The organism is Paenibacillus glucanolyticus (assembly GCF_037333485.1).
In the GTDB taxonomy this organism is placed as follows: Bacteria; Bacillota; Bacilli; order Paenibacillales; family Paenibacillaceae; genus Paenibacillus_AQ; species Paenibacillus_AQ glucanolyticus.
Genome location: NZ_CP147845.1, coordinates 5246342 through 5259642 on the forward strand (window position 1 = coordinate 5246342; position 13301 = coordinate 5259642).

Consider the following 13301-nt stretch of genomic DNA (forward strand, 5'->3'; position numbering starts at 1 on the left):
ACGGATTTCTCCCCCCGTAGCAGGGAAAGCGGGAGCACCATTGCATCACCTCCAAATAGACATTTAATGTAAAACGCCTTAAATACGCGAGAAGGCACCTCGTCCCAAGGGAACGAAATGCCTAATTACTTGGTACCATATCATAGAAAAGGGCAATTGTCGAACGCATCAGATTATAGAACAATCGAAATGTTCAAATTCCTACTTATCGGCAAGAAACAGCCTGTTATGTTTATTGAAAAAATCAAAGTACACTTTGGTGTTTTCCAATTCCCACCATTGCTTGATGTCGACTGGATTCGTGTCTAAATCATATATTTTGGTAAACTCCATCGCCAGTAAAAACGGGGAGTGCGTTGCAATGATAAATTGACATCCGCAATAGTGAGCCATTTGTTCTAACATCTTGACAAGTTCAAGCTGCATTTTAGGAGACAGACTGTTCTCCGGTTCATCCAAGCAATACAATGTGTCATTTTTTAATTTGGAATTGAAATAACTCAGGGCTGTCTCGCCGTTGCTGTTCAGCTTAACCTCAGTGCCGGCGACTCTGCGAATAAACTCTCTGCGTGAGACTGATTTTTTTCTTGAAAGCACCTGTAACCTCAGTGCTTCATAATCGTCCATGCTATTCATTTTCACTGTTTTGCCGTATTTCAGATTTCCGTTACGATCTCCCCATTCCAATCTGATATCTTCGGTGCTATCCGCGATTTCCTCGTTGTTTGTGCGGACTGTAAGCATATAATCAAAAACATCATCACTTGTGATGATTCTGCTTCCATTTGGAATTCGATATTTAAATCCCTCATCGTCAAATCCAAGTTCAAATTTACAATGTTCAACGTATAAATCAAACATTTCACTTGAATTGAATGGTGCAATACGGTTGAGTTCCAATCGATTTGCTATAAGGTTTAGGAGCGTGCTTTTTCCCGAGCCGTTTCCTCCATATAAAATAGTTATTTTTGAAAAACTCAATTCGGAGAACTGACTTTTCGAGAAAATGCCGCATGGGTAAGTATTATCGATATATCCAAATTTACCGCCATTTTCTACCATTCGTTGCTGTATCAACGAGGATTCTTCATCAATGGGTAATATGAATTTATCTAGATACATTTCACTCCTCCTTCATACATCGAATCTGCTCTGTCGATTCTACAAGGTGTTTAGTGCAGTTACTTCTCTACCCTGGTAAGCAATGCTACGCACTCCACATGGCTTGTCTGCGGGAACATGTCCACCGGCTGCACCCATTCGAGCTCATATCCGCCGTCCAGAAGGACCTTGCAATCTTTCGCCAAGGTTGAAGGGTTGCAGGATACGTACACAAACCGCTTCGGCTTGGTTCGAAGCACCGTCTCTAGGAAACGCGAGTCCAGACCGGTACGCGGCGGGTCGGCTATAATAACGTCCGGCTTCATGCCTTCCTTGACCCAGCGGGGCAGCAGCTCCTCGGCCTGACCGACGTGGAAGCTGGCGTTAGCCCGTCCGTTTCGCTGCGCATTCGCCTTGGCATCCTCCACCGCTTCGGGGATCGTCTCGATCCCGCGTACTTCCTTGGCATAGGGCGCCAGCCAGAGCCCGATCGTGCCGGTTCCGCAGTATGCGTCAATAACGGTCTCTTTCCCCGTCAGTCCCGCTGCCGCCCGGACCGACTCGTACAGCTTGACCGTCTGCTGCGGATTCAGCTGGAAGAACGCTCTCGGCGATAGCGAGAATTGCAGATCGCTCAGCGATTCCTGCATGCTCTCTGCGCCCCATAGCGAAATCGTCCGGTCACCGAAGATAAGCGAGGTTTTCTTCGGATTGATGTTGAGTGAAATTCCGCTAACCTCCGGAATGGATAGGCGCAGCATGCGGACAAGATCATCCTGCCTTGGCAGCTTGCCGCCGGCCGTGACCAGTGTCACCTGCAATTCCCCGGACTGGAATCCATGACGAACCACGATGGTCCGTACGCCGTCCTTGTTTCCATTCTCCTTGTGAAGCGGAATCCGCAATTCTTCCAGTACGGATTTAACCTTCTCCACCGCTTCGTTTACCTTCGGATGCTGAATCGGGCAGCCGCTGATGTCCACAATCGTATGGCTGTCCGCTTCATAGAGTCCCGCGATCACCTCATGGCCCTTCCGTTTGAGCTGCAGCTGCGCTTTATTCCGGTAATCCCATGGGTGCTCCATGCCGAGAATCGGCTTAAACTTAACATCCTCCCGTCCCGCATACCGGCTGAACGCCTCGCGCACGATATCCGTCTTGGCCTGCAGCTGGCCCTCATAGGAGATATGCTGAATCTGGCATCCGCCGCAGATGCCGAATACCGGGCAGGGAGGTTCGATCCGGAAACGCGAACGCTTCTCCACTTCCACCAGCTGGGCCTTGATAAATTTAGGCTGTACCTCTTTCACCTCGGCTTTGACCACTTCGTTAGTGATCGCGCCGTCGATAAACACCGCCTTGCGGCGGTAATAACCGACACCTTCGCCGTTAATCCCAAGCCGCTTGATGGTAACAACAATGACATCGCCAGCCTGCAGCTCATCCGCGTGCTCCCGCCCGGCTGAAGGCCGTGGTCCCCGGACCTCTTGCTTATATTTATGAGAGGGTTTCGCCTTCGAATACGATGACTGATCCCGATTCTTCCCATGTCCCTGCTTAAAAGCCGGCTTGGCCCCAGCTTGATTCGCTGCAGCCCTCTCACCCAGCTTCTTCCCGTATGCTGTTGATTTATGGTTGTTTTGGGTTCCTTGTCCGGAACGTTTCTGCTCACTCATGCCTTGATTTCTCCATCCTTAATGGTATCGTGTCCAATATACCATGCCGAACCTGTGAATGCTAACAAGCAATCATCCATATTCCCGGATTACAGCTGTGCTCTTCGTCATTGGCGGGGTCACCTCGCCCCTCGGTGTAGCGCAAAAAATATTTTTTTCCAATTTGGAAACCATGAGCGAAACTTCAACGTATAATCCCATTATCATACATTCTATTATGGGGGTATCTTTTATGTCGTTTTTTAACAAAATGCTAGCGAGTGTAGGTATTGGAGCAGCCCAGATCGATACGCACCTTGAGAAATCCTCCTATTATCCCGGTGAGGAAGTACGCGGGGTCATTCACATTAAGGGAGGCAGTGTCGAGCAGACGGTGGACCGCATTTACTTGAAACTGATGACGGAATATACCAAGGAAAGCGACGACAAGAAATACATAGAGTCCTATACCATTGCAAAAGTTAACGTCTCAAGCCGTATCACATTGAAGCCCGGAGATCATCAGGAAATCCCGTTCTCCTTCCCTCTCCCGCCGGAAACGCCGCTCACCATCTCCAGACAGCCGGTATGGATCCATACCGGACTCGATATCGATAATGCCATCGATCCCAAGGACCGTGATTTTATCGAGGTTGAACCGAACCCGGCTGCTTCCATCGTGTTTGATGCCGTAGAGGATCTTGGCTTCAGCTTCAAAATGGCGACATGCGAATATCACCCTCGCCTTGGCCGGGGCGTTCCTTTCGTGCAAGAAATTGAATTTTATCCAGGCTCCCGGTATGCCGGTCATATCAAAGAGCTTGAATTGATCCTGTACCCGGAGCAGGACGGCATCTCGGTCCTGGTCGAGGTTGACCGCAGAGGCCGAGGGGTATCCGGCTGGCTCCAGCGCTCTCTTGATATGGATGAGCAGCATTCCTGGCTGACGCTGGATGAGCAGGAGCTTGGGCAAGGTCCTTCCCATGTAGCAGAGCTTATCGACCGGATCATTCGCCGATCGATTTAATTAGAAATGACCCGCAAGCTGGATCACTTCAAGCCAAGTGTCCATCCTGCGGGTCAATTTTTTTCATTGTACTCGCTTCATATTAATAAATCATCCGTTTCAGCTCATCGCCAATGCCGGATTTCCGGTAAAAATACGTATTGATGATATCCCGCCACTCTTTCGAATGTTCCGCCTGATGGCGAAGCCGCCCCATCACAGCCTCATGACGCTTCGGATCAACAAGCCCTTCCAGCAGACGCCAACGCTCTATCAGTGCCTCCACCCCATCCGCTCCTTCAAAATGCGAATCATAGATGTGCTGTATCACGGTTTTGCCGGAATGAAGCCGGTGCGTGTAAGGAACATGGTGGAAAAAGAGCAGCAGCTCATCCGGGCACGAATCAAGTGATTCGTAGCGCTCGGCATTTTCCGCGAAATATTGCCCCGTGTAGCCTGTTCCGTCCTTCACCGTCCGGTTTACTCCCATGCCATGACAATCGGCAAAATGGTACGTACCCCACACCGAATACTCATAACCGTCCACGTTCGGCCCATAATGATGCCCCGGATTGACCATCCAGCCTACACCCAGCGGAGATGTATAATTCTCATAAATGCGCCAGGACTCCGCAAGCATGGTTGTCAGTTGTTCCACTACGGCAGCATGGGTGCCGAAGGTCTGCTTGATCCATTCCTCCGTAATCTCGGCCTCGGACAAATCCGGATTCCAGGCCAGCCGCCCGTAACCATACAGATTGGCCTGTGCAAGTGTATGTCCAGTCCAGTTCTCATCATCGCCTACATTGATGACTGCGGTGATTCCGCAGTGCTTGTAATCATACAGCTCACCCGATGCCACCCTCTGGATCGTGGAGCCTTCTCCCCGGGCATACGTGTCGAAATCCAGCACGTCCTTCCACTGGGGAACGAGGTAGCACAGATGTTTTTGCTGTCCCGTATATTCTTGCGTGATCTGGAATTCCAGCATCTGATTGGTTTGCGGCATGGCGCCCAGCAGAGGAGATACCGCTTCTCTCACCTGAAAATCCATCGGGCCGTTCTTGATCTGCAAAATGACGTTGTCCCTGAACTGTCCATCCAGCGGCTTAAAATGATCGTACGCTGCGCGTGCCCGGTCCGTCGCCCGGTCCCTCCAGTCCTGCATGCAGTTATATACGAAACATCGCCAGATGACAACGCCCCCGTATGGAGCCAATGCCTCTGCCAGCATGTTCGAACCATCCGCATGCGTCCGGTTATATGTAAACGGACCGGGACGGTGCTCGGAATCAGCTTTAACAACAAAGCCGCCGAAATCCGGGATATAGCGATAGATTTCCTCCGCTTTTTCCTTCCACCATTGACGGACGCCAGAGTCCAGCGGATCGGCCGTCGCAAGTCCTCCGAGCTGCATCGGGCTTGCATAATTGATACTCAGGAACAACCGTATTCCATGCGCGCTGAAGATCCCGGCGACTCTGGCGACTTGAGGCAAATACTCGGCAGTAATCAGCCGTGTCTCCGCTTCATGTACGTTGACGTTATTGATGGAAATGCCATTGATTCCGATAGAAGCCATAAGCCGGGCATAATCCCGAATTCGCCCATCATCCTCTATCAAGCGCTGATCCTTGAAGAAGATCGACCTGCCTGCATATCCCCGTTCAATCGAGCCATCCATGTTGTCCCAATGGTTCATCATCCGAAGCGGATTCCGTGGATTCTCCACGAGATCGATCCGCTCCGCAGGCACCTCCATTTGCAGCAGTCTTAACAGATGGAAAGCCCCGTACAGGATCCCCTTGTCCGTCCTGCCGACAATGTAAAGGCAGCCACCGTTCTCCTTATCAGCGACATGCTTGAGAAGATAGCCCTCCTCGTTCAAATCCTGTAGAGGCAAGTCCGAATGAAGTTCATTCGGCAAAGATTCCCTAACCGTAGCGCATCTGATAAATGCGCCTTGAGCCAAGCTTTCTCCTCCAACAACGATATCAGGTGATTGTCCGCTCATCTCGCGAATGCCGTATCGCAATTCGCGAACCGCAGCTTCTACCGTATCCGACCATTCAGAGACGAAAATTCTGGACCATACAGGCAGTCCCTGTAGAGAATCCCTTGGCTCGTATCGCAGCCAGCCGCGGTCAGCAGCCGAATATGGAAGCTGTAACTCCGTGATCTCCATGACTTAAGCCATCTCCCTCCATATGTAAGCGGCAGGTGGACACGGTCATCATGCTCTTTTAGAGCAACCCGTCGTTTACGTTCGGATCGGATATCATATAAAATAATGCGGATATTTCTCGCGCAAAATATCCTGCTCCACAACGACAAGGCGCAGATGACTCTCCATCACTTTCATGGCCTGCTCCGCTTTTTTATTGACAATCAACTGATACATTTCTTTATGCTGGGAGATGATATTCTCCCAGTTGGAATCCTTGGACAGCCGAAGGAGTCGCAGACGGTTGAAATGAATGTTCAACTGCTGCAGCATCTTCCAGGTCCGTTCTTTTTGCACACCCTCAAACAGAATTTGGTGAAACTCTTCATCCAGCTCAAACAGCTTATAGAAATTATGGTTGCCCGCGCATACATCCTGGAGCGCAATATTTGTCTCCAGCCGGAAACGGAACTGTTCGGGAAAAAAATCGCAGGCAAGCGCCACGATCTCCTTCTCGATCTTCTCCCTGATGAATCGGCCTTCCTCAACATGCCTGAGATTAATACGGGATACGATCGTCCCGCTTTGCGGAATGATGTCCAGCAGTTCCTCTTCAGCAAGCTTCATAAACGCTTCCCGGACCGGCGTTCTGCTGACATTCAATTCGTCCGCAATTTCTTTTTCCGAGATTTTCGTACCCGGCTCCAGCTCCAGATGCAGTATCCGATCCTTCAATAGATGATAAGAATACTCACGGGTAGAGCCTTTAATCTTTTGCTCTGTTGACATATATCGTTACCTCTTTCTCCTATGCTCTATGTTCTCTATACTTCGTTATTATCATCGGCAGTTAGCAACGCAACTCATGCGGATCATTTCTTCCGATCACTGTTGCTGTTAGGATATTCCTCCTCTATATTACCTGAATTAACGGCTCGGACGGTATAAAATGTATGGGAATATCCGGAAAAAGGTCGCGCAGCAGTCCTGCCACGCATTCCATGCCCGGCTCCTCGCTGGCAGCATGGCCCAGCAGAAGCAGGGACAGAGACCGGCCCTGGGCCGCTGCATCGCCGATGTATTCAGGTGTTTCCCATTCCGGCCCTTCACCCGTGATGAGCAGATCCAGCTGCTCATTCAGGCAGAGCGGGATCGCATGCGATCCGCCTCCCCTATAACCCACGGCTATGCCGATTCTGCTGCATACACTGCTCTCATTTCCGGTATATCGCAGGTAAGGAATGCCCAGCTTTTTTTTCACGTTCTCCGCTATATCCTGGACAATCATCGCTTTCGGCAAAGTGACGATGGCAGCCGTCGGAAGAAACTTGATGACATCGTCTTCATAGCCCAGCGCTCTGACAAGCCCTTGCGTAATCATATCAGGAACGTACCGGTGAGGCGCATCGTGAAAACGATAGATCGTCAGCTTCCCAGATTGGATCAAGCGGAGTTTATCCTGATAAACGGGGCTTTCCGTCATTCCTTCATACTCGGCCTCATGATGGCTGTAGAACACCCCCTCATGCGTAATCAGCAGATTCGCTCCCGCCTGAAGCGTTCTCTGGATAACTGAATGCGATGCGGCAAAGGTAACGGCAATTCCGTGGACAACGGCGGCCTCGCTTCCTGCAACGACCCTGTCCACCGTGGATGCATGGGGTTCCGTCGAACCAGTTAACCGATTGATAACATCCTGAACGGTAATGCTCAATCTACAACAACCTCCTTGGATCATCGCAGCCACCGAATGAAAACAGGCCGCCCTTTCCATGACGAAACGGCAGCCTGTGATCCGTTGGTTATTTCTGCTCTTTATAGGTTTTATACGTTTTATTCGCAATTTCCAGGTATTGACCCACACCCTGGCTATCCAGCTCTGCCACGAACTTGTCGTAATCCGCGAGATCACGGTCGCCCAGAATGAACTTCAGCGTGTTTTGATCCGTGTAATCCTTGAGCGGCGTGCTGAGCAGCGTCACTCGCTCGCGTTCTTCAACCGAGTAAGGGATTGGCGGCTCCGGCTTCACCACGGTTTTGGTCTCGCTCATGCTCTTCTGGAATTGCTGCTCTTCCTCGCTGAACATGGATTGCAGCAGCTCGGTTGTACCGCCATAAGCGAACACCCCTCCGGAGAAGCCGTTCTCAATCCGCAGATCCTTTGTGCCTTTCGGATTCAGTCCGTTGTAGTTAATGTCGTCCATCAGCTTGCGAACGCCGCCTTCTTTGGTGTACGTCACCCCTTCAACGCCCCACTTCGCGAATTCCTGGCCTTGGTCGCTGTAATAGAGCCAATCGATAAACTGCAGGATCGCTTTAAAATGCTCGCTCTCTTTCACTTTAGAAGAGATCATGACCCCGTTCTCAAGACGGCTGCCGGACATCAGCTGGCCTGCGGGACCGCCGGGAACCGTGATTTTGCTAATCGCATACTTGCCTTCACCCAGCGTTTTGTCCATGTCGTTACGGTGCTGAACGACGGTCTGGGAATTACCGTTAATGATGAAGGACTTGCCGGAGACAAATTTCTGCACGGCCTGATCGTCATCCTGGGTAAAACTCTCTTTATCCAGCAAGCCTTCAGCCACCAGCTTATGGAAGTAGGTCAGCATTTCCTTATACTCTTCCGTGGCTGCCGTATAAACAAACTCATCCTTGTCTTCCAGATAAGTCAGTCCGCTGCCGAAGCCCCATCCGGCTTTCGTGCCAAAGCCCGTTGCCGCGATGTTCAGCGTGCTGTTGAATTTAAAGCGGTCGGAGAACGGCGTTACATCCGGATATTCCTGCTTGAGCTGTTTCATGGCCGTATACAGCTCATCCCAGGTCGTCGGGATGGCAATGCCATGCTTCTCGAATATATCCTTCCGCACAATCAGCGTATAGTCCGGCCATACCGCTTCATGCAGGCCCGGAAGCACATAATATTTTTTGTCCTCCTGACGGAGTCCCTCCAGTTCGCTATCCATATCCCATTTCTCGACCTTGTCCTTGAAGTTCGGCATCAGGTCAATATAGTCACTGATCGGAAGAATCGCCCCGGAAGCCACAAACGCCGATTCTTCCCCCGGGTAAGTCTTTGGAATGACCAGCGGCGCGTCGCCGGAGCTGATCAACAGGCTGCGCTTCTGGCTGTAATCGCTCATTGGCACAATGGTCGGCTTCAGCGTCACGTTTGTCATTTCTTTTAGTTTAGCAAAAAGCATCCAATCCTGCTTGTACGGGTAGGCAGGCTGATCGCTGTAGAGAATCGACAGGTCAAACGGCTCCGTTGCCTTGAATGCATCGCCTACCGCATAGGTTTCCATGGCGCCCTTATCCTGTACTTCGGCCTCTTTGCCGCCGGTTTTGTCATTACATGCAGCCAATACCACAACGATCAGCGATAACAGGAACGCTTTGCCCCAAAACAAACGAGGATTCTTTTTCATCTTTCCATTCCCCCTAAGGTATCCATAATGGCCGTTCAGATGTCCTATTGCTTAACAGATCCCAGCATGATGCCGGTTACAAAATAACGCTGCACAAACGGGTAAATCGTCAAGATCGGCAGGATGGTCAGCACCATGGTCACCGACTTGATGTTAGCGGATATCTGCGTCAAGTTATCGGCAGAGGTAGCACCAGCTGAAGTGACACCCGTTGCACCGGCAATCATGTTGCGTAAATAAATCGTGACCGGGAAGAGCTCCTTCTGATCCAGATACAGAAAGGCTGGAAACCAGGAGTTCCAGTGCCCGACTGCATAGAAGAGCACCATCGTAGCGATAACCGCTTTACTTAAAGGCAGCACAATTCGGAACAGCATGCCATACGTATTCAGGCCGTCAATGGCCGCGGCTTCCTCCAGCTCTTCCGGCATATTTTCAAAAAACGATTTCATAATGAGCATGTTGTAGATGCTGATGGCTCCCGGAATCACAATCGCCCAGATGGAGTTGCCGAACCCGAGGCTGTTGATGAGTACATAGTTCGGGATCAGGCCTCCGTTGAAGAACATCGTGAACACCGCAAACATCGTCAGGAACTTGCGGCCCAGCAGTCTTTTCTTCGATAAGGCGTAAGCAAAGATTGTGGTCAGGAACATGGATATCGCGGTACCTACCACACTGTACACAACGGTGTTTTTGTAATTCGTCCAGAACATGGCATCTTTAGTTACGGTTTTGTAGGTATCGATATTGAAGCCCCTGGGAATCAGGTTGACCTTCCCGGAGTTGATGTACGACTCGCTGCTGAAGGACTGAGCGACCACGTTCAGGAAGGGATACAGCGTGATAAAGACGATAAACAGCAGAATGATGGCATTGCACACTTTGAACACCTTATAGGATCTTGACTCCTTCATGTATGCTCCCTCCTTACCATAAGCTTCGATCCGTGAGTCTTCGAGAGATCGCATTCACAGAGAATACGAGTATCAGCCCGATCACGGATTCGAACAGCCCGATCGCCGTGGCGTAACTGAAGTTGCTCGATACGAGACCGACCCGGTACAGATAAGTCGAGATCACGTCAGCCGTCTCATAGATGACCGGATTGTACAGCAGCAATATTTTCTCAAAACCTACTGCCAGGAATGCCCCCATATTGAGGATCAGCAGCGTAACAATCGTTGGCAGAATGCCTGGAATCGTGACAAACATCGTTTGCTTCCAGCGGTTGGCGCCGTCGATTCTCGCCGCTTCGTACAGGGATTCATCAATCGTTGTTAATGCCGCCAGGTACAGAATCGCGCCCCAGCCCATGCCCTGCCAAATTTCCGAAGAGATATAGATCGTTCGGAACCACTCGGCCCGCTGCATGAAATTGATTCTGTCTCCATTGAAGAATTCCACCAGAGAGTTAATGGAGCCATTGACTGAGGTCAATTGCAGGATCATTCCGGCAACGATGACGATGGACAGGAAATGCGGAAGATAAGATGCCGTCTGGACAAACTTCTTGAACCGCTTGCTCTTTACCTCATTCAGCAGCAGCGCAAAGATAATCGGAACGGGAAACGTAAAGAGCAGAGACAATGCACCAAGCAGCAAGGTGTTTGTGAACACATTCCAGAACGCGGGATCATGGATGAACATTTTGAAATAATGCAGTCCTACCCATTTCTCTCCATAAATGTTGCCTCCAGGCATAAATCGTCGGAAGGCGATTATGTTGCCGATCATCGGCCCGTATTTGAAAATGAGCAGGTATACAATCGGCAGTACCAACAGGGAGTACAGCTGCCAATCCTTTCGGATCAGCGCCGCGAGGATCTTAAGCTTGGGTTTCTTGGCCGCTTTCACGGCTGGCAAGGGATGATTTGCGACTTTTGGCTCCATTGACGTCATTCACTCCAATCCGTAAGGCCTTTCCTTATGCTTGTTCAATCCGAACAAGACCATCATTCTTCCCATTTCAATGCAACAGCAAAATAAGTAATCGCTTTCAAAACTGTCGTTATCATCGTTCAACTTCGGCAAGCCTGGGTATGATCCACCCGGTGCATTAATCCCCCCTTTTTATATTAAGCGCTTACATTGTTGATTTAAAAAATAGACTCCAATTCATGGATGTCCTTCCGGAAAAGAAAACCAGCCTGTTCTTCCTCCTATGTAGAGAGTCAATGATTGTATACTAGTATAACTAGTATGGTAGTTGGTTTCATTGTAATGGACGTTTTCTACAATTTCAACACCTTTTTTTATCATTTATAAATTTCCGATTCTAAATTTCCAAAAAAACCGTGAGCAGATTCAGGCTACGGCCTGTTGCGTCACGGTTTATCGGATTTCATTCCTACCAAGGTATTCATCATGTATAAAGGGCAGAAGTTCTCGCTTCTGCCCCTTGAGGTTTCCCTGCCACCATTTGATTTACTTCAGCTCCGTCACATTGCCGTCAATGCTGATGCTTTTAATATCCAGATCCCCCAGAAAAACGAGGTTATTCTTGCTGTCCAGATTATACAGCCACTGAAACCCGCTCTCTGTAGTACTTGTGGAACTAGCATGAAGCCTTGTTACGGAGCCGTCCACGGCAGTCACCTTAACCTCCGGCGTATATTCCGGTAGTTTATCCAGCTTACCATCCGTACGCTTGCCTTCAATGGCCACACCGATGGAAGAAACATGAATTGTGCTGAGAGACAGTGCCTCCTCACCTTCATGGATCGCCTGATTCAGATTCAACTCTCTTTCCTTGCCGGCAGAAATAGTAAATTGAACATCCCATGGCCCATCAACAGCTTGAGTAGCGTCCGCGGCCGTGATTCGATCAGCTGTGATCCGTGCCTTTAACCCTTCGAGGTCATTCATCGCATCCATCTCAAATACGCCGACCAGCTTTTTGTTATCGTCCACAAGCTGCTGTGCCACCATATAACTCACATCATGTTCCGCTTTCAGTTCAAGTCCGGGTATCGATGCACCCACGGGGAATGGCTTACCATCCTCCTTCGTGAAGCTGACTACCAAATAACCGCTGTTGCCGACATAAACGCCTTCTTCAACAATCATGCTTACCCCCGACACGGTATCCTTCCCTTGTATAGGTGATCGTTCATCTTCCGCAATGGACGCGGATGGACCGAAGAACTGCTTCAAGCTATCCATGTATTGGCTCGCAAAAGCGGTCGTGCTAAGTATCATGATCATCGCGGCAGCGATAACGATACTGGCTTTATATTTTTTCACTTTCCTGTTTTTCAACACTATTGTTTCCTCCTCTTGAATATGGTTCATCGCTCGGTTCTTGATCCGTTCCATACTGATCTGCTCCGTCAACTCGCGTTCCTCATCCTCCGTAAGGAGGAGATTATCCAGATTCTGATTGTCGATATTGGCCATAATATCTACAATTCGCCGCTTCACTTGCATCCATCCCCTTTCGTTATCGATTTGAAGCTTCACTTCTATAGACACCATCCTTCATAGAAATCCTACGGATTCTCGGTTTCATAATGAATGCGCAGTTTGTCCCTTGCCCGGCGAATCCGCGCGGTGACGGCTTTCTCCTGCATATTCAGCCTGCTTGCAATGTCGCGGATTTTCTCCAAATAGAAATACCTGCGGATGAATATTTCGCGATCAGGTTCGCCCATCCCCTGCACCATGCCGCTTATCGTTTCTTTCTCCTGCCGCAGAATAGCCAATGCCTCGGCAGAGGGACATGAAACTGCATCATCTTCCAATTCAGATTCAATGATACGCTGTCTTTTTCGCAATGCATTCAGGGTATGATTGCGTGCGGCTATGGCCAGATAAGGCCTGAGACTATCCCCGCGCAGAATGATTTTGGGCCCGTCTGTCCACAGCCTGATGAGCACATCACCGGCTATTTCCTCCACATCGTAGGAATTAAACCGCCCACCTGCCACCTTAGCGACCACCGCGGC

11 protein-coding genes are annotated in these 13301 nt (G+C 49.9%); 1 reads left to right on the top strand and 10 read right to left on the bottom strand.

Going from position 1 to position 13301, the window contains the following annotated elements:
- Positions 1-201 precede the first annotated feature (201 nt).
- Together WDY75_RS24660 and rlmD are read right to left on the bottom strand one after the other, a co-directional pair.
- Positions 202-1122, bottom strand: a complete 921-nt coding sequence (locus tag WDY75_RS24660) for an AAA family ATPase (RefSeq protein WP_006208597.1) — start codon at positions 1120-1122, stop codon at positions 202-204.
- A 59-nt stretch (positions 1123-1181) separates the two neighbouring features.
- Complete coding sequence (gene rlmD / locus WDY75_RS24665; RefSeq protein WP_063478778.1) at positions 1182-2777, bottom strand: 23S rRNA (uracil(1939)-C(5))-methyltransferase RlmD; 1596 nt, start codon at positions 2775-2777, stop codon at positions 1182-1184.
- 232 nt (positions 2778-3009) lie between these two features.
- Here rlmD and WDY75_RS24670 point away from each other — a divergent pair, with 232 nt between their 5' ends.
- The gene (locus tag WDY75_RS24670) at positions 3010-3783 is read left to right on the top strand and encodes a sporulation protein (RefSeq protein ID WP_006208579.1); all 774 of its coding nucleotides are present in this window, start codon (positions 3010-3012) and stop codon (positions 3781-3783) included.
- Positions 3784-3865: 82 nt separating this feature from the next.
- Here the strand turns inward: WDY75_RS24670 and WDY75_RS24675 are convergent, their stop codons facing one another.
- From WDY75_RS24675 to WDY75_RS24710, 8 genes are all read right to left on the bottom strand, one after another.
- Complete coding sequence (locus tag WDY75_RS24675; RefSeq protein ID WP_063478777.1) at positions 3866-5947, bottom strand: alpha-glucuronidase family glycosyl hydrolase; 2082 nt, start codon at positions 5945-5947, stop codon at positions 3866-3868.
- A 93-nt stretch (positions 5948-6040) separates the two neighbouring features.
- Positions 6041-6715: a GntR family transcriptional regulator gene (locus WDY75_RS24680; RefSeq protein ID WP_006208577.1), complete on the bottom strand. Its 675-nt coding sequence runs from the start codon at positions 6713-6715 to the stop codon at positions 6041-6043.
- Between the two features lie 124 nt (positions 6716-6839).
- Entirely contained in the window at positions 6840-7640 is an 801-nt protein-coding gene (locus WDY75_RS24685; RefSeq protein ID WP_063478776.1) for a Nif3-like dinuclear metal center hexameric protein, read from the bottom strand.
- Between the two features lie 88 nt (positions 7641-7728).
- The gene (locus WDY75_RS24690; protein WP_063478775.1) at positions 7729-9354 is read right to left on the bottom strand and encodes an extracellular solute-binding protein; all 1626 of its coding nucleotides are present in this window, start codon (positions 9352-9354) and stop codon (positions 7729-7731) included.
- 44 nt (positions 9355-9398) lie between these two features.
- Positions 9399-10271, bottom strand: coding sequence for a carbohydrate ABC transporter permease (locus WDY75_RS24695; protein ID WP_006208574.1), 873 nt, complete (start codon positions 10269-10271; stop codon positions 9399-9401).
- 13 nt (positions 10272-10284) lie between these two features.
- Positions 10285-11247: an ABC transporter permease gene (locus WDY75_RS24700; RefSeq protein ID WP_006208573.1), complete on the bottom strand. Its 963-nt coding sequence runs from the start codon at positions 11245-11247 to the stop codon at positions 10285-10287.
- Positions 11248-11781: 534 nt separating this feature from the next.
- The gene (locus WDY75_RS24705; RefSeq protein WP_231888021.1) at positions 11782-12831 is read right to left on the bottom strand and encodes a hypothetical protein; all 1050 of its coding nucleotides are present in this window, start codon (positions 12829-12831) and stop codon (positions 11782-11784) included.
- A 14-nt stretch (positions 12832-12845) separates the two neighbouring features.
- On the bottom strand, positions 12846-13283 hold the full coding sequence (locus tag WDY75_RS24710; RefSeq protein WP_338841093.1) for a sigma-70 family RNA polymerase sigma factor: 438 nt from the start codon (positions 13281-13283) through the stop codon (positions 12846-12848).
- Positions 13284-13301: the final 18 nt, after the last annotated feature.

Bases quoted from the DNA above. Each gene is read 5' to 3' on its own strand.
- WDY75_RS24700 (WP_006208573.1), bottom strand. From the start codon at position 11,247: ATGGAGCCAAAAGTCGCAAATCATCCCTTGCCAGCCGTGAAAGCGGCC.
- WDY75_RS24705 (WP_231888021.1), bottom strand. From the start codon at position 12,831: ATGGTGTCTATAGAAGTGAAGCTTCAAATCGATAACGAAAGGGGATGG.
- WDY75_RS24695 (WP_006208574.1), bottom strand. From the start codon at position 10,271: ATGAAGGAGTCAAGATCCTATAAGGTGTTCAAAGTGTGCAATGCCATC.
- WDY75_RS24690 (WP_063478775.1), bottom strand. From the start codon at position 9,354: ATGAAAAAGAATCCTCGTTTGTTTTGGGGCAAAGCGTTCCTGTTATCG.
- WDY75_RS24675 (WP_063478777.1), bottom strand. From the start codon at position 5,947: ATGGAGATCACGGAGTTACAGCTTCCATATTCGGCTGCTGACCGCGGC.
- rlmD (WP_063478778.1), bottom strand. From the start codon at position 2,777: ATGAGTGAGCAGAAACGTTCCGGACAAGGAACCCAAAACAACCATAAA.
- WDY75_RS24680 (WP_006208577.1), bottom strand. From the start codon at position 6,715: ATGTCAACAGAGCAAAAGATTAAAGGCTCTACCCGTGAGTATTCTTAT.
- WDY75_RS24670 (WP_006208579.1), top strand. From the start codon at position 3,010: ATGTCGTTTTTTAACAAAATGCTAGCGAGTGTAGGTATTGGAGCAGCC.
- WDY75_RS24660 (WP_006208597.1), bottom strand. From the start codon at position 1,122: ATGTATCTAGATAAATTCATATTACCCATTGATGAAGAATCCTCGTTG.